The organism is Streptomyces sp. NPDC052236 (assembly GCF_044548015.1).
In the GTDB taxonomy this organism is placed as follows: Bacteria; Actinomycetota; Actinomycetes; order Streptomycetales; family Streptomycetaceae; genus Streptomyces.
Genome location: NZ_JBIUBL010000023.1, coordinates 140733 through 163436 on the forward strand (window position 1 = coordinate 140733; position 22704 = coordinate 163436).

19 protein-coding genes and 2 pseudogenes are annotated in these 22704 nt (G+C 70.8%); 13 read left to right on the forward strand and 8 right to left on the reverse strand.

Annotated elements, in window-relative coordinates:
- The first annotated feature begins 63 nt into the window (after positions 1-63).
- Complete coding sequence (locus tag ACIHCQ_RS31690; protein ID WP_399670001.1) at positions 64-1701, forward strand: ABC-F family ATP-binding cassette domain-containing protein; 1638 nt, start codon at positions 64-66, stop codon at positions 1699-1701.
- Between the two features lie 286 nt (positions 1702-1987).
- On the opposite strand, the gene ACIHCQ_RS31695 is transcribed toward ACIHCQ_RS31690, so the two are convergent.
- The 3 genes from ACIHCQ_RS31695 to ACIHCQ_RS31705 form a co-directional block, all read right to left on the reverse strand.
- Entirely contained in the window at positions 1988-4375 is a 2388-nt protein-coding gene (locus ACIHCQ_RS31695) for a Tex family protein (RefSeq protein ID WP_399670005.1), read from the reverse strand.
- Positions 4376-4511: 136 nt separating this feature from the next.
- On the reverse strand, positions 4512-4646 hold the full coding sequence (locus ACIHCQ_RS31700; protein ID WP_399670008.1) for an LPFR motif small protein: 135 nt from the start codon (positions 4644-4646) through the stop codon (positions 4512-4514).
- Positions 4647-4707: 61 nt separating this feature from the next.
- Positions 4708-5571, reverse strand: a complete 864-nt coding sequence (locus tag ACIHCQ_RS31705; protein WP_399670011.1) for a hypothetical protein — start codon at positions 5569-5571, stop codon at positions 4708-4710.
- 178 nt (positions 5572-5749) lie between these two features.
- On the opposite strand from ACIHCQ_RS31705, the gene ACIHCQ_RS31710 reads away from it, so the two are divergent.
- Together ACIHCQ_RS31710 and ACIHCQ_RS31715 are read left to right on the forward strand one after the other, a co-directional pair.
- On the forward strand, positions 5750-6712 hold the full coding sequence (locus tag ACIHCQ_RS31710) for a GlxA family transcriptional regulator (protein WP_399670014.1): 963 nt from the start codon (positions 5750-5752) through the stop codon (positions 6710-6712).
- A gap of 29 nt (positions 6713-6741) precedes the next feature.
- Positions 6742-7377 (forward strand): DJ-1/PfpI family protein, encoded by a 636-nt coding sequence (locus ACIHCQ_RS31715; protein WP_399670018.1) that lies wholly within the window; start codon positions 6742-6744, stop codon positions 7375-7377.
- Here ACIHCQ_RS31715 and ACIHCQ_RS31720 read toward each other — a convergent pair.
- Complete coding sequence (locus ACIHCQ_RS31720) at positions 7364-8143, reverse strand: enoyl-CoA hydratase/isomerase family protein (protein WP_399670021.1); 780 nt, start codon at positions 8141-8143, stop codon at positions 7364-7366. The two genes, ACIHCQ_RS31715 and ACIHCQ_RS31720, sit on opposite strands and share 14 nt — an antisense overlap.
- Positions 8144-8347: 204 nt before the next feature.
- Between ACIHCQ_RS31720 and ACIHCQ_RS31725 the strand changes: the two are divergent.
- Positions 8348-8794, forward strand: a pseudogene (locus ACIHCQ_RS31725) (ATP-binding protein); the annotation flags it as partial.
- 170 nt (positions 8795-8964) lie between these two features.
- Here ACIHCQ_RS31725 and idi read toward each other — a convergent pair.
- The 4 genes and pseudogenes from idi to galE all read right to left on the reverse strand — a co-directional run bounded on the left by idi (position 8965) and on the right by galE (position 12867).
- Entirely contained in the window at positions 8965-9558 is a 594-nt protein-coding gene (idi, locus tag ACIHCQ_RS31730; protein WP_399670023.1) for an isopentenyl-diphosphate Delta-isomerase, read from the reverse strand.
- Positions 9559-9743: 185 nt separating this feature from the next.
- Positions 9744-10520: pseudogene (locus ACIHCQ_RS31735) on the reverse strand (class I SAM-dependent methyltransferase); the annotation flags it as partial.
- A gap of 201 nt (positions 10521-10721) precedes the next feature.
- Entirely contained in the window at positions 10722-11672 is a 951-nt protein-coding gene (locus ACIHCQ_RS31740; protein ID WP_399670026.1) for a cation diffusion facilitator family transporter, read from the reverse strand.
- Positions 11673-11871: 199 nt separating this feature from the next.
- Positions 11872-12867 carry a UDP-glucose 4-epimerase GalE gene (galE, locus tag ACIHCQ_RS31745; RefSeq protein WP_399670029.1) on the reverse strand — a complete coding sequence of 332 codons (996 nt, stop codon included), beginning with the start codon at positions 12865-12867 and terminating at the stop codon, positions 11872-11874.
- 281 nt (positions 12868-13148) lie between these two features.
- Between galE and ACIHCQ_RS31750 the strand changes: the two genes are divergently transcribed.
- The 9 genes from ACIHCQ_RS31750 (at position 13149) to hpnD (ending at position 22505) form a co-directional block, all read left to right on the forward strand.
- Positions 13149-15002, forward strand: a complete 1854-nt coding sequence (locus ACIHCQ_RS31750; protein WP_399670110.1) for a DUF5941 domain-containing protein — start codon at positions 13149-13151, stop codon at positions 15000-15002.
- Positions 14999-15748 (forward strand): sugar phosphate nucleotidyltransferase, encoded by a 750-nt coding sequence (locus ACIHCQ_RS31755; protein ID WP_399670032.1) that lies wholly within the window; start codon positions 14999-15001, stop codon positions 15746-15748. Before ACIHCQ_RS31750 ends, ACIHCQ_RS31755 begins: the two co-directional genes overlap by 4 nt.
- Positions 15736-16797, forward strand: coding sequence for an iron-containing alcohol dehydrogenase family protein (locus ACIHCQ_RS31760; protein WP_399670036.1), 1062 nt, complete (start codon positions 15736-15738; stop codon positions 16795-16797). Before ACIHCQ_RS31755 ends, ACIHCQ_RS31760 begins: the two co-directional genes overlap by 13 nt.
- Complete coding sequence (locus ACIHCQ_RS31765; RefSeq protein WP_399670039.1) at positions 16775-17557, forward strand: CDP-alcohol phosphatidyltransferase family protein; 783 nt, start codon at positions 16775-16777, stop codon at positions 17555-17557. Before ACIHCQ_RS31760 ends, ACIHCQ_RS31765 begins: the two co-directional genes overlap by 23 nt.
- Positions 17554-18435 (forward strand): glycosyltransferase family 2 protein, encoded by an 882-nt coding sequence (locus ACIHCQ_RS31770; RefSeq protein WP_399670042.1) that lies wholly within the window; start codon positions 17554-17556, stop codon positions 18433-18435. Before ACIHCQ_RS31765 ends, ACIHCQ_RS31770 begins: the two co-directional genes overlap by 4 nt.
- Before the next feature lie 121 nt (positions 18436-18556).
- On the forward strand, positions 18557-19486 hold the full coding sequence (locus tag ACIHCQ_RS31775) for an ABC transporter permease (protein ID WP_399670045.1): 930 nt from the start codon (positions 18557-18559) through the stop codon (positions 19484-19486).
- Positions 19479-20264 (forward strand): ABC transporter ATP-binding protein, encoded by a 786-nt coding sequence (locus ACIHCQ_RS31780; protein WP_399670048.1) that lies wholly within the window; start codon positions 19479-19481, stop codon positions 20262-20264. The genes ACIHCQ_RS31775 and ACIHCQ_RS31780 overlap by 8 nt, the downstream gene beginning before the upstream one ends.
- A gap of 370 nt (positions 20265-20634) precedes the next feature.
- Positions 20635-21558: a squalene synthase HpnC gene (gene hpnC, locus ACIHCQ_RS31785; protein ID WP_399670051.1), complete on the forward strand. Its 924-nt coding sequence runs from the start codon at positions 20635-20637 to the stop codon at positions 21556-21558.
- Positions 21559-21566: 8 nt separating this feature from the next.
- The gene (hpnD, locus tag ACIHCQ_RS31790; RefSeq protein WP_399670054.1) at positions 21567-22505 is read left to right on the forward strand and encodes a presqualene diphosphate synthase HpnD; all 939 of its coding nucleotides are present in this window, start codon (positions 21567-21569) and stop codon (positions 22503-22505) included.
- Positions 22506-22704 lie beyond the last annotated feature (199 nt).

Consider the following 22704-nt stretch of genomic DNA (forward strand, 5'->3'; position numbering starts at 1 on the left):
GGAGGGCTTCCGCATCAGGCTCTACGTCGCGCCCCACCGCCCCCGGCTAGGATCGGGGCCCTCATGACTGCCACTCTCGTCGCCAAGGATCTCGCCGCAGGACGCGGCGACCGCTCGCTCTTCTCCGAGCTCGACCTCGTCGTCGCGCCCGGCGATGTGATCGGACTCGTCGGTGTCAACGGCGCCGGCAAATCCACGCTGCTGCGTCTACTCGCCGGACTCGACCAGCCGGACCAGGGTGAGCTGAGGCTCTCCCCGCCCACCGCCACCGTCGGCCATCTCCCCCAGGAGCCCGAACGGCGGGCGACGGAGACGGTAGGGGACTTCCTCGCCCGGCGTACCGGCGTCACCGCCGCTCAGCTCGCCATGGACGAGGCGACCCAGGCGCTGGTGGACGGCGCGCCCGGTGCCGACGACGCGTACTCCACCAGCCTGGAGCGCTGGCTCGACCTGGGCGGCGCGGACCTCGAAGAACGCGCCGAGGAGGTCGCCGCCTCGCTCGGTCTGACCGTCGGCCTCGGCCTGCCGATGACCGCGCTGTCCGGCGGCCAGGCGGCCCGCGCCGGACTCGCCTCGCTGCTCCTGTCGCGCTACGACCTCTTCCTCCTGGACGAGCCGACCAACGACCTCGACCTGGACGGCCTGGAGCGCCTGGAGACGTTCGTCAAGGGCCTGCGCGCCGGGACGGTCGTGGTCAGCCACGACCGCGAGTTCCTCACCCGTACCGTCACCAAGGTCCTGGAACTCGATCTCGCGCAGCAGCGCATCACCCTGTACGGCGGCGGCTACGCGGCGTACCTGGAGGAGCGGGAGACCGCGCGCCGTCATCTGCGCGAGGACTTCGAGGAGTACGCCGACAAGAAGGCGGCGCTCGAAGGCCGGGCCCAGATGCAGCGGTCCTGGATGGACAAGGGCGTCAAGAACGCCCGCCGCAAGGCGACGGACAACGACAAGATCGGCCGGAAGTTCCGCAGCGAGGCCAGCGAGAAGCAGGCCGCCAAGGCGCGGCAGACGCAGCGCATGATCGAGCGGCTCGACACCGTCGACGAGCCCCGCAAGGAGTGGGAACTGCGGATGGAGATCGCGCCCGCGCCCCGCTCGGGCTCCGTCGTCGCGACGCTGCGGAACGCCGAGGTCCGCCGCGGCGACTTCGCCTTCGGACCGGCCGACCTCCAGATCGACTGGGCGGATCGCGTCGCCATCACCGGAGCCAACGGCGCGGGCAAATCCACCCTCCTCGCCGCGCTCCTCGGCCGCCTCACCCTCGACGCGGGCCACGCCTCGCTCGGCTCGGGCGTGGTGGTCGGCGAGGTCGACCAGGCCCGCGGCCTGTTCTACGGGGCGGAGGCGCTGCTGGACGCGTTCTGCGCGGCCGTCCCCGACACGGAGCCCGCGGAGGTCCGCACGCTGCTGGCGAAGTTCGGCCTCAAGGCGGAGCATGTGCTGCGCCCGGCGACCACGCTCTCGCCGGGGGAGCGGACGCGGGCGGCGCTGGCGCTGCTTCAGGGGCGGGGGGTCAATCTGCTCGTACTGGACGAGCCGACGAACCATCTGGACCTGGTGGCGATCGAACAGCTGGAGTCGGCGCTCGACTCGTACACGGGGACGTTGTTGCTGGTCACGCACGACCGGCGGATGCTGGACGCGGTGCGGACGACACGTCGTGTCGAGGTGGCGGAGGGCAAGGTCATCGAACACTGAGCCCGCTGGTCGGGGGCGCTGCCCCCGAACCCCCGCGCCTCAATCGCCGGCGAGGCTGGGTCTTCCGCCGGCGGGGCTTAAGTTGCCGATGGCCCGGCAATTCAAGCCCGTCCGGCGTTGAGGACCGGGGTCTGGGGCGGAGCCCCAGTTGCGGGGTGGGGGTACGCCCCCTCGGCCCAAAGGGCCTGGGGGGACCCCTACCCACGCCGCTAGGCGTAGGGGGAGGGCGGGTAGGGGAAAGCCCGCCGCAGGCGCACTCGCAACGCACCCCGCACCCGCACCCCCGTCAGCCCCGCTTACCCCCGCCCTTCGGGTCCACCAACCCCGCCCGCCGCAGCGCGTCCGCCATCGCGCTGTTCGACGCGGCCGGAGCAGGCGCGGCCTGACGAGAGCCGCCGCGTCCGCCACCGCGCTGCTGCGGAGGCCTCCCCCCGCGCTCCCGCTGCGGCGCAGTCCCACCCGCAGTCCCACCCCCAGCCGCGACCGTCGCCTCATCGTCCAGCCTCAGCGTCAGCGCGATCCGCTTCCGCGGGATGTCGACGTCGATGACCTTGACCTTCACCACATCCCCCGGCTTCACCACGTCCCGCGGGTCCTTGACGAACGTCTTCGACATCGCCGACACATGCACCAGTCCGTCCTGGTGGACACCCACATCCACAAACGCGCCGAACGCCGCGACATTCGTCACCACGCCCTCCAGCACCATCCCGGGCGTCAGATCCCCCAGTTTCTCGACACCCTCCTTGAAGGTGGCCGTCTTGAACGCGGGCCGCGGGTCCCGCCCCGGCTTCTCCAGCTCGCGCAGGATGTCCGTCACCGTCGGCAGGCCGAACTTCTCATCCACGAATTCCGCGGGCTTCAGCGTGCGCAGCACCGGCGTGTTGCCGACCAGCGACGCGACCTCGCCGCCCGTCGTCTTCACCATCCGCCGCACCACCGGGTACGCCTCCGGGTGCACGCTCGACGCGTCCAGCGGGTCGTCGCCGCCCCGGATCCGCAGGAAGCCCGCGCACTGCTCGTACGCCTTCGGGCCGAGCCGCGCCACCTCCTTGAGCGCCTTGCGGGAGCGGAAGGGGCCGTTGGAGTCGCGGTGCGCCACGATGTTCTCGGCGAGCCCGGTGCTGATGCCCGACACCCGCGAAAGCAGCGGCGTGGACGCGGTGTTGACGTCGACACCGACGCCGTTCACACAGTCCTCCACGACCGCGTCCAGCGAGCGGGAGAGCTTCACCTCGGACAGGTCGTGCTGGTACTGGCCGACCCCGATCGACCTGGGGTCGATCTTCACCAGCTCCGCCAGCGGATCCTGGAGCCGGCGCGCGATGGAGACCGCGCCGCGCAGCGACACATCCATCCCCGGCAGCTCCTGCGAGGCGAACGCGGACGCCGAGTACACCGAAGCACCCGCCTCCGAGACCATGACCTTCGTCAGACCCAGCTCCGGGTGTTTCGCGCACAGTTCACCGGCGAGCTTGTCGGTCTCGCGGGACGCCGTGCCGTTGCCGATCGCGATCAGATCGACGGAGTGCTCCTTGGCGAGCCGCGCAAGCTTCGCCAGCGACTCGTCCCACTTGTTCGCCGGGACGTGCGGGTAGATGACGTCCGTGGCGACGGCCTTGCCGGTCGAGTCGACCACGGCGACCTTCACACCCGTACGGAATCCGGGGTCGAGCCCCAGCGTCGTACGCGTGCCCGCGGGCGCGGCCAGCAGCAGATCCCGCAGGTTCGCCGCGAAGACCCGTACCGCCTCGTCCTCCGCCGCCGTACGCAGCCGCAGCCGCAGGTCGATCCCCAGATGCACCAGGATGCGGGTCCGCCACGCCCAGCGCACCGTGTCCACCAGCCACTTGTCGCCGGGACGGCCGCGCTCGCCGATGTTGAACCGGCTGGCGACCATTCCCTCGTACGTGGACGGGCCCGGCTGCTCAGAAGGCTCCTCCGGCTCCAGCTCCAGGTTGAGGATCTCCTCCTTCTCGCCCCGGAACATGGCGAGCACCCGGTGCGAGGGCAGCTTGGTGAACGGCTCGGCGAAGTCGAAGTAGTCGGCGAACTTGGCGCCGGGACCCTCCTTCGCGTCGCCCTTCCCCTCGCGTACCTTCGCCACGAGCCTGCCGCGCGTCCACATCCGCTCGCGCAGTTCGCCGATCAGGTCGGCGTCCTCGGAGAAACGCTCCGTCAGAATCGCCCGCGCGCCGTCCAGCGCCGCGGCGGCGTCCGCGACGCCCCGCTCGGCGTCGACGAAGGCCGCCGCGGCGGCCGGCGGCTCCACCGAGGGGTCGGCGAGCAGCCCGTCGGCGAGCGGCTCCAGACCGGCCTCGCGGGCGGTCTGCGCCTTGGTGCGCCGCTTCGGCTTGAACGGCAGGTAGATGTCCTCCAGCCGCGCCTTGGTGTCGGCTCCCCGGATCCGCGCCTCCAGCGCCTCGTCCAGCTTGCCCTGGTCGCGTACGGACTCCAGGATCGCGGTGCGCCGCTCCTCCAGCTCGCGCAGGTAGCGCAGCCGCTCCTCGAGCGTGCGCAGCTGCGCGTCGTCGAGCATCTCGGTCGCTTCCTTGCGGTAGCGCGCGATGAACGGCACGGTCGACCCGCCGTCGAGCAGCTCGACGGCCGCCTTCACCTGTCGCTCGCGTACGCCGAGCTCCTCGGCGATCCTGCCTTCGATGGACGTCGTCACGGTTCCCCGACTCGCCTTCTCCTGCTGGCTGTGCTGGCTCTGCTTGAGAGTGCATTGTGCCGGGTGGCCGGGGGCCGTGTCGCCCGCCGCCTCGGGACACGCCTTGGGACACGCCTCGGGACGTGCCCCGGATACGTCAGACGCGGCGCGTTCCGCCGCCGCGGCGCGAGGCTCCGCCGAAGAGCCGGGCCAGCGCCCGGAAGGGCAGCGCGACCACATTCGCGAGCGCGGAGCCGATCATGCGGAGTACGTCTGCGACGGCGGCGAACAAAGGGACCTCCTGAGTCGGTGGCTGTCGCCCCCGGGTAGCCGTGGAGGACCCCGTCAAACAATCAGCCCTTGCCGTTGAGGTCGTCGGGGAACGCGCCCGCGCCCACCGCCGTCAGCAGGAACCCGCGCCCCAGCTCCGTCAGCCGCTCGACGCCCTTGGCCCCCAGATGCTCGTAGGGCGCCCGGTCGAGGCGGTCCGTGTGCTCCTCCAGCTCCGCCCGGAGCCGTACGCCGTCCTCGGTCAGCCCGCCCTTGGCGTCCAGCAGCCCGCGCTCGCGAAGCCGTTCCTCGGCGGCCTCCCAGTCGGCGCGCCGCCAGCCGCGCGTGGCCAAGATCCACCGCGGCGACATGCCCTTGCCGGTCGCGGTATGGCTCACCAGGGCTTCGACCGGGTCGAGCCCGGCGCAGAGCAACGCCACGACATGACCGTCGCCCCGGTGCTCACGCAGCAGGGTCGCGCCGTGCCAGTAGGCGAGATGCGGCTCCTCGGGCACCGGCAGATCGGCGTGGGCGGCGTACAGCGGCCGGGCGTGGCGCGTGCACGCCTCGGCGGCGCGCAGCGCGAGCCCCGCGGCCTCCGCCAGCTCCGGCGAGGCGATGATCTCGTCACCGAGCAGCCGCCGCAGCGTGGAGTCGACGGCGCGCTGCCGGGCCGCCAGTACCGCGTCGGGGGATGCGGTGTCCCACACGGCGGGCAGATGGCGGGCGATCAGCTCATGGTTGAAGTTGTAGAAGGCCGCCGAGACCACGCCGGGACCGACAGCGCCCATCGCGGCCGAGCGCCCGGCGAAGTAGGCGGCTCTCTCGTCGTTCACCCCGAGCCGCGCGAGTTCCTTCATGAAGTCGGGTGAGAAGTAGACGGTCGAGTGCATCGGGTTGAGGGCGTTGTGACAGCGGCGGCCGGCGCGCGCGGGCAGAGGGCTCATGCCCCGTACGTTACCGACTGGTTAGTACGGTGTGAAGGACGGGACACTCCGGGGCGTCGGCAGGCATGGCGGCTCATGGCAGTCCTTCACAGTCCCTGGCAGTCCCCGGCAATCCATGGCAGGAAAGGTGGGGTGTACGGCATTGCGGCCGTCTCCGGCACGCCCAAGGATGGCTGCCATGACCAAGCGATCCGTACTCGTCGTCCTCTTCGACGACCTGCAGAGCCTCGACGTGACCGGCCCGGTCGAGGTCTTCGCGGGCGCGAGTCTGGCCGGCGCGGGCGGCACGTACGAGATCCGCACCGCGTCCCTGGACGGCACCCCGGTCCGTACGTCCAGCGGGCTCACCCTCGTCCCGGACGCCGGCCTCGCCGACGCCGCCACGCCGCACACCCTGCTGGTCCCCGGTGGCCAGGGCACCCGCGCCCCCGATCCCCGCCTGATCGACTGGCTGCGCGTCCACGGCCCGCGCGCGCAGCGGCTCGTCTCGGTCTGCACCGGGGCCCTGCTGCTCGCCGAGGCAGGGCTGCTCGACGGCCACCGGGCCACCACGCACTGGATGGCCTGCGAACACCTCGCCCGCACATACCCGGCCGTCGACGTCGAACCGGACCCGATCTTCGTACGCGACGGGAGGCTGGCCACCTCGGCCGGTGTCACCGCCGGCATCGACCTCGCGCTCGCCCTGGTCGAGGAGGACCTGGGCCGGGACACCGCGCTGAGCGTCGCCCGCCATCTCGTCGTCTTCCTCAGGCGGCCGGGAAACCAGGCCCAGTTCAGCGTCCAGCTGTCCGCCCAGACCGCGCGGCGCGAGCCGCTGCGCGATGTGCAGCAGCACATCACCGAACACCCGGAAGGGGATCTCTGCGTCGAGTCGCTCGCGTCCCGCGCACGGCTCTCGCCCCGCCATTTCGCCCGCGCCTTCCAGAAGGAGACGGGCACGACCCCGGGCCGCTACGTCGAGCGGGTCCGTCTGGAGCATGCGCGCCGGCTTCTGGAGGACACCTCGGGCGGCGTGGAGGAGATCTCGCGCGCCTGTGGCTACGGCACTCCGGAGGCGATGCGCCGCGCCTTTGTGAAGGCCCTCGCCACGGGACCGGCCGAATACCGGCGCCGCTTCCGCACTCCGGCCCCGAAATAGTGCACCGCTGATCGAGAGGCACACCCACCATGCAGATCGCCATCGTTCTCTTCGACCGCTTCACCGCACTGGACGCCGTAGGGCCCTACGAGATGCTCTGCCGCCTCCCCGACACCGAGGTGGTCTTCGTCGCCGAGCACACCGGCCCGGTCACCAACGATCGGGGAAGCCTCTCGCTCGTCGCCACGAAGACCTTCGCCGAGGTGAGCAGCCCGGACATCGTCGTCGTCCCCGGTGGCCCCGGCCAGAGCGACCAGATGGAGAACGCGACCCTGCTGGGCTGGCTGCGCGCCGTCGACGCCACCACCACCTGGACCACCTCGGTCTGCACCGGCTCACTCCTGCTCGCCGCCGCCGGACTGCTTCAGGGCCGCCCGGCCACCTCGCACTGGCTGGCCCTGGACCAGCTGGGGAAGCTGGGGGCCGAGCCCACGGGCCGCCGGGTCGTCATCGACGGCAAGTACATCACCGCCGCCGGGGTCTCCGCGGGCATCGACATGGCGCTGACGATGGCGGGCAAGCTGGCGGGCGAGGAGCACGCCCAGGCCACACAGCTCCTCACGGAGTACGACCCGCAGCCGCCGTACGACGCGGGGTCGCCGGAGAAGGCTCCGGCAGCGCTGGTCGAGGAGTTCCGTACGAAGAGCCGCTTCATCCTTCAGTAGCTGGAGCAGCAGGGACCGACCAGGTGAACCGGGGCGTCCGGCGCTCCAGGAAGGCGGCGACCCCCTCCGCGGGGTCGCCGCTGCCGCTCGCCTGCTCCTCCCAGTGGCCGTCCCGGTCGGTGCGGCCCGTCGCGAACTCCTTCGCCGCCGCCTGGGTGAGCTGCGAGCGCGACACGACGATCCTGGCGAACTCCGCCACCCGCTTGCCCAGTGCGTCGATGGACAGCACCTCGTCCACCAGACCGGTGCGCAGCGCCCGTTCCGTATCGATCAACTCGCCCGAGAACAGCAGATACTTGGCGGCGGCGGGACCCACCAGCGAGACCAGCCGCCGGGTGGACGAGGACGGATAGACCAGGCCCAGCTTCGCCGGTGTCACCCCGAACAGCGCGCCCTCTTCCGCGAACCGCAGATCGCAGGCCGCGGCGAGCTGGCAGCCGCCGCCGACGCAGTAGCCGCGTACGGCGGCGAGCGTCGGCTTCGGGAACGCGGCGAGCGCCTCCTCCGCCCGTACGGCGAGCGACTGCGGGGCCTCGCCGGGCTCCCGCAGCGAGGAGATGTCGGCGCCCGCGCAGAAGGTCGGGCCTTCGCCTGTCATCACCAGGGCGCGTACGGACTCGTCCGCCGCCAGCTCCGTCAGCAGCTCGGGCAGCGCGCGCCACATCCCGGCGGTCATGGCATTGCGCTTGGCGGGATTGCTGATGACGACGGTGGCGACCCCGTCCACGACGGTGTGCGCGAGCTGCGGTGACGGCGACGGCTCCATGCGCCGGATGCTAGCCCGATGCTAGCCGGCGGCGCGGCTCCGCCTTCAGAGACAGTCGCACAACTGACGGTGCCATTCGCGCGAACCCGGTCAAAAGCCGTCGATACACGTCGACTTCTGTTCAGTGGCCCGGTCCGGCCAGCTGATTCCCAAGACTTGTTGCTCAATGGGCTGGGACAGTCGAGCCGAGGGTGGTGCCGGATCATGGAGAGCCGCGGGAGCGTCCCCGCTCCGCCGCTGTCGTACGAGGGGGTCTGGCGCTTCACCGCTCCCGCGGTCGAGGCGTCGGTTCCGCAGGCCCGGCACGCCGTTCGCGATCTGCTCGGCCGCCAGGGCGTACCGGTCGCGGACGACCTGGTCCATGGGCTGCTGCTGATCGTCTCCGAGCTGGTCACCAACGCCGTACGGCACGCGGCCCTGCTCTCGCCGGAGGTCGCCGTCGAGGTCGCCGTCGGCGCGGAGTGGATCCGGGTGTCCGTCGAGGACAACCACCCGTACAGGCCCACGGTGCTGGAGGCGGACCATGGGCAGACGGGCGGGCGCGGTCTGCTGCTCGTACGGGAGATCTCGCTGGAGGCGGGCGGGACCTGCGACGTCGAGCACACCGCGAGCGGCGGCAAGATCATCTGGGCCGCGCTGCCGCTGAAACCTCTCGAACCTCCCGGCGACAGACCGCCACCCGACAGCTCACCGTCCGACAGCTCACCGTCCGGCAACTTGCCACTGGGCAGCTCGCCATTCGGCAGCTCACCGGCCGACGGCTCGTCACTCGGCGGCTCGCTACTCGGCGGCTCGCCGCTCGACGGACCGACGCCGTAGCCTCACCAGCCCCCGGACGGCCCCGTCAGCTCCTTGATCGCCGGGCGCGCGGCGTCCAGCACCGTCATGAACCACGCCGAGAAGGGGCCTTCGCGATGCCGCTCGGCCAGCTCCTCCGGCGTCACGAACGCCGTCTCGCCGACCTCCTGCGGGTCCGGCCGCGGCTCGGTCTGCACCAGCCCCACGTAGAGGTGGTTGTACTCCTGCTCCACCAGCCCGGAGTCCGGGTCGGGGTGGTTGTAGCGGACCGTGCCCGCCTCGGCGAGCAGTGTGGGTGAGATCCCCAGCTCTTCGTGCGTACGCCGGGCCGCGGCCGCGAACGGCGCCTCGCCCGGATACGGGTGCCCGCAGCAGGTGTTCGACCAGACGCCGGGGGAGTGGTACTTGGCCGACGCGCGGCGCTGCAGCAGCAGCCGACCCCGCTCGTCGAAGAGGAATACCGAGAACGCCCGGTGCAGTTGCCCAGGTGCCTGGTGCGCGGAGAGCTTCTCCGCGGTGCCGATGGTATTGCCGTGCTCGTCGACCAGTTCGAGCAGGATCGATTGTGATGCGCCGTTCGACGAGCTGTTCGTCGCGGTGGCTGGTGTGGTCGGCATGCCCATCCTTCGCTTCGGTCCTCGGCCCTGACAGGGCAACTGAGGGGCCTGCCCAGTCTGCCGCACAAAGGCGGCTTGTCCGCACTTCGACAGACTGGGCATGTCCGCCCCTGCCGCGTGCGCACGCGGCAGGGGCGGACATGCTGTCTTGTCGGCTACCTCGAATGTTGGCCGGTTTTCGGCCCTGTCTCCGATCGCGTACCGGATCCAGTGACGCCGGGCCGCAGCACGTAGCCGGTGTACCCGTACTCCGTGCCGTGCTCCCGGCGCATGGCGATCTCCGCACGCGTCGCGGCGAGCGCCTGCGCCATGCCCGGGAGGGTGGCATCGGCGGCGTCGGCCCGCTCACCGAGCGGGCCGTAGTACTCGTCCCAGTCGCTCTCGGGCTGCGGGTACACCCCGAGGACGTCGTAGCCCGCCGCGAGCGCCGCCGATGTGTTCTCGGCGGTGGTACGCAGCGGATACTGCTCGTCCCAGAAGGCGCGGGCCTCGGCCGAGGGCTCCTCGGCCGTCCATTCGCATTCGGTCAGAACCAGCGAGCCGCCCGGCCTGAGCAGCCGCCGCCACTGCCGCAGCGCGGCGTCGAAGCCGATGGCGTACGCCGAGCTCTCCGCCCAGACGAGGTCGTACGAGCCGTCGGGGAGGGGAAGCTCGGCCATGTCGGCGTTGACGGTACGGATCGCGTCACCGAGCCCGCGCGCCCCGGCGGTCTGCCGCAGCTCGTCGAGGAACGGTTCGTGCAGATCGACGGCCGTCACCCGCGCCCCGGCCTCGGCGGCCAGCAGAAGGGCGGACCGGCCCGGGCCACAGCCCAGGTCGAGCACGCGCGGACGGGCGGGATACGGCCCGGCGAGGGCGAGCAGCCGCCGGGAGGTGGTGTCGGAGCCGGGGCCCTGCCGCGGGAGACCGTGGTGCAGGGCGAAGAAGGCATCGTGAAGAGCGTTGAGAGCGTTGTCGGACAACGTGGGAACCCTTGAGTGTGTGCGGGTCCCGGCCGGCGTACGAAAGACGGAAAGACGTACGTGTCAGTGCGTACGGGTCAGCCGAGAGCCCGGAAGCTGAGGAGGACGGACCGTGTGCTGCGCAGGGCAGCGGTCACCGTGACGTTCATCAACTCAGCTCTTCTCAAGCGCGGGGACGAGACTGGATGAGACTAACAGCCGTCAGTGACAGAGCTTCGCCTCGTGTTCCGCATGGCCGACCGGCTCCAGCTGGAAGGTGCAGTGCTCCACATCGAAGTGATCCCCGAGGCACCCCTGCAGGGCGTGCAGCATCTTCTCGTGCCCGACCGCGTCCAGCACGTCCCGGCTCACCACCACATGCGCCGACAGCACCGGCATCCCCGACGTGATCGTCCAGGCGTGCAGATCGTGCAGATCCTCCACGCCGGGCAGCGCCACTATGTGCGCCCGCACCTCGCCCATGTCGACGCCCTTCGGAGCCGCCTCCAGCAGCACGTTGAGCGTCTCGCGCAGCAGCTTCCAGGTGCGCGGCACGATCATGAGGCCGATGACCAGGGACGCGATGGGGTCGGCGGGCTGCCAGTCCGTCGCCAGGATGATCCCGGCCGAGATCAGCACCGTGACCGAGCCGAGCGCGTCCGCGACCACCTCCAGATACGCCCCGCGCACATTGAGGCTCTCCTTCTGGCCCCGCACCAGCAGGGACAGCGAGACCATATTGGCGACGAGACCGACCAGGGCGAAGACGATGGCCAGCCCGCCCTTGGTCTCCGCCGGGGTGATGAAGCGCTCCACCGCCTCGTACACCAGATAGCCGCCGACGCCGAGCAGCAGCAGACAGTTGGCGAGCGCGGCCAGGATCTCGGCCCGCGCGAAGCCGAAGGTGCGGTTCTGTCCGTTCAGCGCCGCCGGCCGGTTGGCGAAGTGGATCGCCAGCAGGGCCATCGCGAGCCCGACCGCGTCGGTCGCCATATGGGCGGCGTCGGCGATCAGGGCGAGGGAATCGGCCAGAACGCCGCCGACGATCTCCACGACCATCACGCTCAGTGTGATGGTCAGCGCGATGCGCAGCCGCCCCTGATAGGCCAGGGCCGCGGTACCCGTCGGCGGCGGGCCGCCGTGTGTGTGCCCGTGGTCGTGCCCAGCCCCCATGAGGACGCCTCCTGGTCATCGGAACGTGATCTGCCGAGACCTCAGTGAACTACGGGCGGGGGGTATGGGCAACACGGCACTGAACACCGTTGTCATTCCCCTGACCTGCGGAAACGGGCGCAGGGAAGGAACCCGCGAGATGGCTGCGGACGATATGCAGGTCAGGGACGCCGGCCGGCCGCCGTGGTCCGCCCGCGGATCACCTGCCGCGGGCCTCGGGATGGCGCAGGCACCAGCCCTCCCACGCCGACTCGACCATCTCGCGTACCCCTCGCGAGGCCGTCCAGCCCAGCTCCTTGGCGATCAGATCGACCGAGGCGACGGCCTTCGCCGCATCGCCGGGACGGCGCGGCTCGATCACCGGCTCCTGAGCGAATCCCGTGACCTCCGCCACCAGATCGGCGAGCTCCCGCACCGAGACGCCGACCCCACGGCCGATATTGACCGTCAGGTCCCCGGCCGGAGCTCCCGAGCCGTCCTGCTCGGCCAGCCTGCGCGCGACCGCGAGATGGGCGTCCGCCAGATCAGATACATGGATGTAGTCGCGTACGCAGGTGCCGTCCGGAGTCGGGTAGTCGGCGCCGAAGATCCGCGGGGCCTGGCCGCGGGTGATCCGGTCGAAGAACATCGGAATGATGTTGAACACTCCGGTGTCGGCCAGTTCCGGCTGCTCGGCGCCCGCCACATTGAAGTACCGCAGACAGGCGGTGGACATTCCGTGGGCGCGTCCCGCCGCCCGTACCAGCCACTCGCCCGCGAGTTTGGTCTCGCCGTACGGATTGATCGGCTCGCAGTGAGCGGACTCCGGGATCAGCTCCATGTCGGGTACGCCGTACACGGCGGCCGACGAGGAGAACAGGAATCGCCGGACCCCGGCCGCGACGACCGCTTCGAGCAGCACGGTCAGGCCGTGCACATTCTCGCGGTAGTAGCGCAGCGGCTGTTCCACGGACTCGCCGACCTGCTTCTTCGCCGCGAAATGCAGAACACCCGTGACGGCGTGGTCGGCGAGTGCGCGGTCGAGCAGCTCCCGGTCCAGGAGCCCCCCGCGCACCAGAGGAATGGAGTCGGGCAGTCGCTCCGTGACCCCCGACGACACATCGTCCAGGACGACGACCCGCTCGCCCGCCGCTGTTATGGTCCGCGCCACATGCGCACCGATGTACCCCGCACCACCTGTGATCAGCCAAGTCATGCCGACCACCCTAGGCCCCCGCCCCACCACCGCGAGCACGCGGTTTGCACGCGGTTTGTGGGGCGGGGCATCGATCGACAATGATGATCTCGGTGGACCTTGGGGCCTGCCCCATGGCGAGTGGGCCGTCAGAGGGAAGCAACGGCCAGTGAACTCCCCCTCCGGCACATCCGATAGCCTCTGCCGACGTGCAACCGACGTGCCGCCGCCCGCGCAACCGGGTCGAGACGCCGCGCATCCGAATCCCCGCTTCCCTGTTCAGTGCCAAGGAGTGAGTTCGTCTGTCGACCGCCATCCTCACCGGTCCGCCCGTGCCCGGATCGTCGCTTGAGGGCGATCTGCGGTCACTGGGCTTCGACGTACGGATCGCCTCCGGCGCCGAGGACACCACCGCGCTGATCGCCGCCGTGCCGGGGGCAGACCGCGTCGCTCTCGTAGACCCCCGCTTCGTCGGCCACGTCCACGCCCTGAGGCTGGCGCTGACCGACCCCCGCTTCCCGGCCGCCGCGGCACCGGGCGCGCTGACGGTGCAGCCCGAGGCGCGGGCCGCCCTGACCCGGGTCCTGTCGGCCGTCCCGGCCGCGGTCCGGTCCGCGGACACCGGCAGCACCCACAGCACCGACGGCACCGGGACCCCCGAGGCGAAGAACGCGGCGGCGGCGCCCGATGCGCTCGCCGACGCGCTCGCCGCCACCGGCACCGCCGTACACCGCCCCGAGCTCGGGTCGCTCGTCGCGACCGTGCCAGGTGACCCCCAGGCCCGTAACGAAGCCCGCCAGGCCGTCAGCGCCGTGGACGACGAAGCCGTACGGCTGCGCTCGGCGGTGAAGGCCCGCGACGGCTTCTTCACCACCTACTGCATCAGCCCGTACTCCCGCTACCTCGCCCGCTGGTGCGCCCGCCGCGGACTGACCCCGAACCAGGTCACCACCGCCTCGCTGATCACCGCGCTGATAGCCGCGGGCGGCGCGGCCACCGGCACCCGCGCGGGTTACATCGCCGCGGGCCTGCTGCTGCTCTTCTCCTTCGTCCTGGACTGCACCGACGGGCAGCTCGCCCGCTACTCCCTGCAGTACTCGACCATGGGCGCCTGGCTCGACGCGACCTTCGACCGCGCCAAGGAGTACGCGTACTACGCGGGGCTCGCCCTCGGCGCGGCCCGCGGCGGAGACGACGTATGGGCCCTCGCGCTCGGCGCCATGGTGCTCATGACCTGCCGCCATGTCGTCGACTTCTCCTTCAACGAGGCGAACCACGACGCGGTCTCCAACACAAGTCCGACCGCCGCCCTCTCCGACAAGCTCGACAGCGTCGGCTGGACGGTGTGGGTGCGCCGGATGATCGTGCTGCCGATCGGTGAGCGCTGGGCGATGATCGCCGTGCTCACCGCCGTGACCACCCCGCGTACCGTCTTCTACGCGCTGCTGATCGGCTGCTCCCTCGCCGCCTGCTACACCACAGCGGGCCGCGTCCTGCGCTCCCTGACCCGCAAGGCCCGCCGCACCGACCGCGCCGCCCAGGCGCTCGCGGACCTCGCCGACTCCGGCCCGCTCGCCGAGGCCGCCGCCGGCGCCCTCGGCGAGCGGGCCAAGCGCCTGCCCGCGCTGCTGCCGCTCGCGGCCGCCCTGGCGGGCGGCACCGCGCTCGTCGCCACCGCGGCCCTCACCGACTACGGCACCCCCTGGGTGGCGGTCGCGGCCGTGGTCTACGTCATCACCTCGGCCATCGCCGTCGCCCGCCCCCTCAAGGGCGCTCTCGACTGGCTCGTCCCCCCGGTGTTCCGGGCCGCCGAATACAGCACCGTCCTGGTGCTCGCGGCCCACGCCGACGTCCAGGCTGCGCTGCCCGCCGCATTCGGGCTGGTCGCGGCGGTCGCCTACCATCACTACGACACGGTGTACCGCATCCGCGGCGGTACGGGCGCGCCCCCGCGCCTGCTGGTGCGGGTGATCGGCGGACACGAAGGACGGATCCTGGCTGTCGCGCTGCTCGCCGCCCTGCTCGACAGTTCGGCCTTCACCATCGCGCTGACAGCGCTCGCAGTGGCCGTCGCGCTCGTGGTGCTTGTGGAGAGCATCCGCTTCTGGGTGTCCTCCGGGGCACCCGCCGTCCACGACGAAGGAGAACTCGCATGATCGGCCTTGTACTGGCAGCCGGTGCCGGACGGCGACTGCGCCCCTACACCGACACGCTCCCGAAGGCCCTCGTGCCCGTGGACCCCGCGGGAGACGGATCCCTCACCGTCCTCGATCTGACCCTGGGGAACTTCGCCGAGATAGGCCTCACCGAGGCCGCCGTCGTCGTCGGCTACCGCAAGGAGGCCGTGTACGAGCGCCGGGCAGCCCTGGAGGCCAAGTACGGCCTCAAGCTGACGCTCATCGACAACGACAAGGCGGAGGAGTGGAACAACGCCTACTCCCTGTGGTGCGCCCGTGACCTCTTCCAGCAGGGCGTCATCCTCGCCAACGGCGACACCGTCCACCCGGTCTCCGTCGAGCGGAGCCTGCTGGCCGCCCGCGGCAACGGCCAGAAGGTCATCCTTGCCCTCGACACGGTGAAGCACCTCGCCGACGAGGAGATGAAGGTCATCGTGGACCCCGGCAAGGGCGTCTCGCGCATCACCAAGCTGATGGACCCCGCCACCGCCACCGGCGAGTACATCGGGGTCACCCTCATCGAGCCCGAGGCCGCCGAAGAGCTCGCCGACGCGCTGAGGACCACCTTCGAGCGCGACCCCGACCTCTACTACGAGGACGGCTACCAGGAGCTCGTGAACCGCGGCTTCACCGTGGACGTGGCCCCCATCGGCGAGGTCAGCTGGGTCGAGATCGACAACCACGCCGACCTCGCGAAGGGCCGTGAGATCGCGTGCCTGTACTGACCCGACTGATCCCGTCCCCGGTCGTCGTGGACATCAGCCGCGGCGCCCTGGACGATCTGGCCGGGCTCCTCGCCGACCAGCGGATCTCCTCCTCCGGCAAGCTCGCGATCGCCATCAGCGCCGGCTCCGGGCAGGCGCTGCGCGAGAAGCTCTCGCCGGTGCTCCCGGGCGCGGAGTGGTACGCGGTCGCGGGCGGCACCATCGACGCCGCCGTCAAGCTCGCCGACGACATCAAGGGCAAGCGCTACGACGCGGTGGTCGGCCTCGGCGGCGGCAAGGTCATCGACGTGGCCAAGTACGCCGCCGCGCGGATCGGCCTGCCCATGGTCGCCGTCGCGACGAACCTGTCCCACGACGGCCTCTGCTCGCCGGTGTCCACCCTGGACAACGACAACGGCCGAGGCTCCTACGGCGTCCCGACGCCGATCGCGATGGTCATCGACCTCGATGTCATCCGCGAGGCCCCGGCACGGTTCGTGCGCTCCGGCATCGGGGACGCGATCTCCAACATCTCGGCCATAGCGGACTGGGAGCTGTCCCACCGCGTCACCGGCGAGTCCGTCGACGGCCTGGCCGCCGCCATGGGACGTACCGCAGGCGAAGCCGTACTGCGCCACCCGGGAGGCGTCGGCGACGACGAGTTCCTCACCGTACTCGCCGAGTCGCTCGTGCTCTCCGGCATCGCCATGTCGATCAGCGGAGACACCCGCCCCTCGTCCGGCGCCTGCCACGAGATCAGCCACGCCTTCGATCTGCTGTACCCCAAGCGCGCCGCCAGCCACGGCGAGCAGGTCGGCCTGGGCGCCGCCTTCGCGATGCATCTGCGCGGCGCCCGCGACGACGCGGGACTCTTCGCCGACGTGCTGCGCAGGCACAGTCTGCCGGTACTGCCCGCGGAGATCGGGTTCTCCACCGACGAATTCGTCGAGGCCGTGGCGTACGCGCCGCAGACCCGGCCGGGCCGTTTCACCATCCTTGAGCACCTCGACCTCTCCACCGACCAGATCAGGGACGCGTACGCCGACTATGCCAAGACCATCAGTAGCTGAACTCCGTCCGGTCGTTCACCCGGAGGGCGTGAAGGACAGGCGCAGCGGCGAGCACTGGGCCGGGCGCATGTACATGCGAGAGATCTCGCTGCACATCGACCCGTACCTGGTGAACACCAGGATCTCTCCCAACCAGCTCACCTACCTCATGGTGGTGGTGGGCGTGCTGGGCGGCGCCGCCGCGCTGATCCCCGGACTCACCGGCGCGATCCTCGTGGTGGTCCTCTTCCAGCTGTACCTGCTGCTCGACTGCGTCGACGGCGAGGTCGCCCGCTGGCGCAAGCAGACCTCGATCACCGGCGTCTACCTCGACCGCGTGGGCCACTACCTCTGCGAGGCGGCCCTGCTGGTCGGCTTCGGACTCCGCGGCGCCGATGTCTTCGGCACCGGGCGCCCCGAGTGGCTGTGGGCCTTCCTCGGCACCGTCGCCGCCCTCGGCGCGATCCTGATCAAGGCCGAGACCGACCTGGTCGACGTGGCCCGCCAGCGCAGCGGACTGCCCGCCGTCAAGGACGAGGCCTCCGTGCCGCGCTCCTCCGGTCTGGCCCTGGCCCGCCGTGCGGCGGCGGCGCTGAAGTTCCACCGGCTCGTCGGTGGCATCGAGGCCAGCCTCTTCATCCTGCTCGTGGCGGTCATCGACATGGTCCAGGGCGACGACCTCTTCTACACCCGCCTGGGCATCGCGGTCCTCGCCGGGATCGCCGTCGTCCAGACCCTGCTGCACCTGCTGTCCATCCTCGCCTCCAGCAGGCTGCGATGAGCGGCCTGAAGCTCGGCGCCGTCATCATCACCATGGGCAACCGCCCCGACGACCTGCGCGCCCTCATCGACTCGGTCGCCAAGCAGGACGGCGACCCGATCGAGGTGGTCGTCGTCGGCAACGGCGCGCCCGTGACCGGCGTGCCGGGCCACGTACGCACCGTGGACCTGCCCGAGAACCTCGGCATCCCCGGCGGACGCAACGTCGGCATCGAGGCCTTCGGCCCCGCGGGATCCTCCGTGGACGCCCTGCTCTTCCTGGACGACGACGGCTCGCTGCCCAACCACGACACCGCCGAGCTGGTGCGCCAGGCCTTCGCCGCCGACCCGGAGCTGGGCATCATCAGCTTCCGGATCGCCGACCCGGTGACCGGGCTCACCCAGCGCCGCCACGTGCCGCGACTGCGCGCCTCCGACCCGATGCGATCGTCGCGGGTGACGACCTTCCTCGGCGGCGCGAACGCCGTACGCACCAAGGTCATCGCCGAGGTCGGTCCGCTGCCCGGGGAGTTCTTCTACGCCCACGAGGAGACGGACCTGGCCTGGCGGGCGCTGGACGCGGGCTGGGCGATCGACTACCGCTCGGACATGGTGCTGTTCCACCCGACCATGCCGCCCTCCCGGCACGCGGTCTACCACCGCATGGTGGCCCGCAACCGGGTCTGGCTCGCCCGCCGCAATCTGCCCGCGCCCCTGGTCCCCGTCTATCTCGGGGTCTGGCTGCTCCTCACTCTGGCCCGGCGTCCTTCCGTGCCCGCGCTGAAGGCCTGGTTCGGCGGCTTCAAGGAGGGCATCCGGACACCCTGTGGTCCACGCCGGCCCATGAAGTGGCGTACGGTATGGCGGCTCACCCGACTGGGCCGACCTCCCGTCATCTGACAAGCTCGGTTCTGAGACCATTCGGGCGTACGACCGGGCTTCCGGGCGTACGCCCGGGTTCCGGCGACGCCCGGAGCCGCGCCCGACCCCCCGCGCATCTTGAACACGAAAGTTTCAACTTGTGAGTGAGACAACCCATGACGGTGCGGTCGCGCTGAGCGCCCCACCATCTCCCGACGACGGCCTGTCCGCGGCGGAACTGGCAGCGAAGTACGGACTGTCGGTGAGCGGCGCCCGGCCGGGGCTCGTCGAGTACATCAAGCAGCTGTGGGGTCGCCGTCACTTCATCCTGGCCTTCTCGCAGGCCAAGCTGACGGCCCAGTACAGCCAGGCGAAACTCGGCCAGCTGTGGCAGGTGGCGACGCCCCTGCTCAACGCCGTCGTCTACTACTTGATCTTCGGGCTCATCCTGGGAACCAGGGAGGGCATCCCCAACGAGGTCTTTGTCCCGTTCCTGGTGACGGGCGTCTTCGTCTTCACCTTCACGCAGAGCTCGGTGATGGCGGGCGTCCGGTCCATCTCGGGCAACCTCGGCCTGGTCAGAGCACTGCACTTCCCGCGGGCCGCCCTGCCGGTCTCCTTCGCGCTCCAGCAGCTCCAGCAGCTGCTGTTCTCGATGCTGGTGCTGTTCCTCATCGCGATTGCCTTCGGCAGCTACCCGAGCCTGTCCTGGCTGCTGATCATTCCCGCGCTGGCTCTCCAGTTCGTGTTCAACACCGGGATGGCGCTGATCATGGCCAGGCTCGGCAGCAAGACCCCCGACCTGGCTCAGCTGATGCCGTTCGTCATGCGTACCTGGATGTACGCCTCCGGTGTCATGTTCTCCATCCCGGTGATGCTCGCGGACAAGCCGGACTGGATCGCCCGTGTGCTGCAGTGGAACCCCGCCGCCGTCTATATGGACCTCATCCGCTTCGCGCTGATCGACGGTTACGGCTCCGAGAACCTGCCCCCGCACATCTGGGCGTTCGCGGTCGGCTGGGCGATCCTGTTCGGCGCTGCCGGGTTCGTGTACTTCTGGAAGGCTGAGGAACGGTACGGCCGTGGCTGAGGACAAGAACCAGGGACGTGTTCCCACCGTGATCGCCGAAGACGTGCACATCGTCTACCGGGTGCACGGCGGCAGCGGCGGCAAGGGCAGCGCCACCGCCGCCCTCAGCCGCATAATGCGCCGCGACAAGGGCGAATCCCGCGGCGTCCGCAAGGTGCACGCCGTACGAGGCGTCTCCTTCACGGCGTACCGCGGCGAGGCGGTCGGACTCATCGGCACCAACGGCTCCGGCAAGTCGACCCTGCTGCGAGCCATAGCGGGTCTGCTGCCGACGGAGAGCGGCAAGGTCTACACCGAAGGCCAGCCCTCCCTGCTCGGCGTCAACGCCGCCCTGATGGGCGACCTGACCGGCGAGCGCAATGTCATCCTCGGCGGTCTCGCCATGGGAATGTCCCGCGAGGAAGTCCGCGAGCGCTACGAGAGCATTGTCGACTTCTCCGGCATCAACGAAAAGGGCGACTTCATCACCCTGCCGATGCGCACCTACTCCTCGGGCATGGGCGCCAGGCTCCGCTTCGCGATCGCGGCGGCCAAGGATCACGACGTCCTCATGATCGATGAGGCGCTGGCCACCGGCGACCGGAAGTTCCAGATCCGTTCCGAGGCGCGTATCCGCGAGCTCCGCAAGGAGGCCGGCACGGTGTTCCTGGTCAGCCACAGCGTCGGGTCGATCAGGAGCACCTGCGACCGTGTCCTGTGGCTGGAGAAGGGCGAGCTCCTGATGGACGGCCCCACCGACGAGGTCCTCAGGGCGTACGAGCGGGAGACCGGCAGATAGTTCCCGGTCCGCAGGCCCCCGCCGGGTCATCCCGGCGGGGGCCTTCTGCGTCCTTTCGCCAAAGTGAAGTCAAGTTCAGTGATCCCAGGGAAGGTTGGCCAAGATTGCAGCGTTCTTGTAATGCGCACAACGCCCCGACGTATCGATGCGCGTTGTACAACGTAAGCTGTACCGGTGCTGAATCGCGGCAAGTGGGGCGATACCCCCCTAGGCATCCTGTCCGCCAGGCGGTCCCCCAGTCGGGAACTCCGGCGGCGTGTCCGAAATGGGATGCATTGGGTCGGCAGTGTAGAACGGGAGATGTGACGGCAATGACGGGAAATCTCCAGCTCCGCGAGGCTTTCACCGTCCCCGCGCCGGGCAGCGCGCAGTGACGGACAGCAGATATGCGCGCACAGGGGTCGTCCCGGCGGATTCGGCGCGCGCCACGCTCGACAAGGTCGCGCACGAGAACTTCCCGGTGGCGCCCTTCTTTCTGCCGCGCGCCTGGCGTGACGACCTGATGGCCGTGTACGGATACGCCCGCCTCGTCGACGACATCGGCGACGGCGACCTCGCGCCCGGCGGCGCGGACGCCCGTCACCTCGGGGTGTCCCCGGCGCTCGCCGACGACCGGCTCGCCCTGCTCGACGCCTTCGAGGCCGATCTGCGGCACGTCTTCGACGCGACGCCGCGCCATCCGCTGCTGCTGGCCCTCCAGCCCACCGTGCGCCGCTGTTCGCTCACCCCCGAGCCTTTCCTCGGCCTGATCGAGGCCAACCGCCAGGACCAGCTGGTACGGCGCTACAAGACGTACGATGAGCTGCTCGCGTACTGTGAGCTGTCCGCGAACCCTGTCGGCCGTCTGGTACTCCAGATCACCGGTAGCGCCACCCCCGAGCGCGTACGGCTCTCCGACGCCATCTGCACCGCTCTCCAGATCGTCGAGCACCTCCAGGATGTGACCGAGGACCTCGGTAACGACCGGATCTACCTGCCCACCGAGGACCTGCGGCGCTACGGGGTCACGGAGGCCGACCTCGCGGCGGGCACCGCCAACGCGTCGGTGCGCGCGCTGATCGCGTACGAAGCCGAACGCGCCCGGGAGCTGCTGAACGAAGGCACACCTCTGGTGGGCAGCGTCCACGGCAGGCTGCGGCTGCTGCTCGCCGGTTTCGTGGCCGGAGGGCGCGCGGCCCTGACCGCGATCGCGTCCGCCGGACATGATGTTCTGCCCGGACCGCCCAAGCCCACCAAGGCGCGTCTGCTGCGTGAAGTGGGAGCCGTTCTGGCAAGAGCGCGTAGAAAGGGGTGAGCCGGACAATGGAGGTACCGACGGAGGTGTCCGCGCCTGTGCAGGCCGCGTACAGCTACTGCGAGGCCGTCACCGGACAGCAGGCGCGCAACTTCGCGTACGGCATCAGACTGCTGCCGACCGAGAAGCGGCAGGCCATGTCCGCCCTGTACGCGTTCTCGCGGCGCGTGGACGACATCGGCGACGGCGCGCTCGCGCCCGAGGCCAAGCGGGACCGGCTCGAAGTGACGCGGGGACTCCTCGACCGGGTCCGGCAGGGCACGGTCGACGAGGACGACACCGACCCGGTCGCCGTGGCGCTCACAGACGCGGCCCGCCGCTTCCCGCTCCCGCTGGGCGGGCTCGACGAGCTCATCGACGGGGTCCTGATGGATGTCCGTGGCGAGACGTACGAGACCTGGGACGACCTCAAGGTCTACTGCCGGTGTGTCGCGGGCGCGATTGGGCGGCTCTCGCTCGGCGTGTTCTCCACCCAGCGCGGCGCGCGCGCCGCGGAACGGGCGGGCGAGTACGCCGACACGCTCGGCCTGGCGCTGCAGCTGACCAACATCCTCCGGGACGTACGCGAGGACGCGGGCAACGGGCGCACCTACCTGCCCGCCGACGATCTCGCCAAGTTCGGCTGCTCGGCCGGTTTCCACAGCGCCACCCCGCCGCCCGGCTCCGACTTCACCGGCCTGGTCCACTTCGAGGTCCGGCGCGCCCGCGCGCTCTTCGCCGAGGGCTACCGGCTGCTTCCCATGCTCGACCGGCGCAGTGGCGCGTGCGTGGCCGCGATGGCGGGGATCTACCGCCGCCTCCTGGACCGCATCGAGCGCGACCCGGAGGCGGTGCTGCGCGGCCGGGTGTCGCTGCCCGGACGCGAGAAGGCGTACGTCGCGGTGCGCGGGCTGTCGGGACTCGACGCCCGGCACGTCACGCGGCAGACCCTCAGGGGGCGCTCGTGATGCCGCCGTACGCGAGGGCGTGTGCGCCCACTCCCTGGACTTCGTCCGCGTGGGAAGCACGACCTGCGGGCACGCCCGCACGGTGCCCGTCCGCGCCGCGGAGCCTGGGGGCCCGCTCCCGGGTCTCCCCGTACCCGCCCTCCCCGGCTTCGCCCGCCTCGCGCCCGGCGAACCACGGCCGCCGCCGCGCCGCGCCCCT

Excerpts from the sequence above, each read along its gene's own strand:
- ACIHCQ_RS31755 (WP_399670032.1), top strand. The coding sequence starts at position 14,999 with ATGATCGGCCTTGTACTGGCAGCCGGTGCCGGACGGCGACTGCGCCCC.
- ACIHCQ_RS31690 (WP_399670001.1), top strand. The coding sequence starts at position 64 with ATGACTGCCACTCTCGTCGCCAAGGATCTCGCCGCAGGACGCGGCGAC.
- ACIHCQ_RS31705 (WP_399670011.1), bottom strand. The coding sequence starts at position 5,571 with ATGAGCCCTCTGCCCGCGCGCGCCGGCCGCCGCTGTCACAACGCCCTC.
- ACIHCQ_RS31720 (WP_399670021.1), bottom strand. The coding sequence starts at position 8,143 with ATGGAGCCGTCGCCGTCACCGCAGCTCGCGCACACCGTCGTGGACGGG.
- idi (WP_399670023.1), bottom strand. The coding sequence starts at position 9,558 with ATGCCGACCACACCAGCCACCGCGACGAACAGCTCGTCGAACGGCGCA.
- ACIHCQ_RS31770 (WP_399670042.1), top strand. The coding sequence starts at position 17,554 with ATGAGCGGCCTGAAGCTCGGCGCCGTCATCATCACCATGGGCAACCGC.
- hpnD (WP_399670054.1), top strand. The coding sequence starts at position 21,567 with ATGGAGGTACCGACGGAGGTGTCCGCGCCTGTGCAGGCCGCGTACAGC.
- ACIHCQ_RS31740 (WP_399670026.1), bottom strand. The coding sequence starts at position 11,672 with ATGGGGGCTGGGCACGACCACGGGCACACACACGGCGGCCCGCCGCCG.
- ACIHCQ_RS31765 (WP_399670039.1), top strand. The coding sequence starts at position 16,775 with ATGCCAAGACCATCAGTAGCTGAACTCCGTCCGGTCGTTCACCCGGAG.
- galE (WP_399670029.1), bottom strand. The coding sequence starts at position 12,867 with ATGACTTGGCTGATCACAGGTGGTGCGGGGTACATCGGTGCGCATGTG.
- ACIHCQ_RS31715 (WP_399670018.1), top strand. The coding sequence starts at position 6,742 with ATGCAGATCGCCATCGTTCTCTTCGACCGCTTCACCGCACTGGACGCC.
- ACIHCQ_RS31710 (WP_399670014.1), top strand. The coding sequence starts at position 5,750 with ATGACCAAGCGATCCGTACTCGTCGTCCTCTTCGACGACCTGCAGAGC.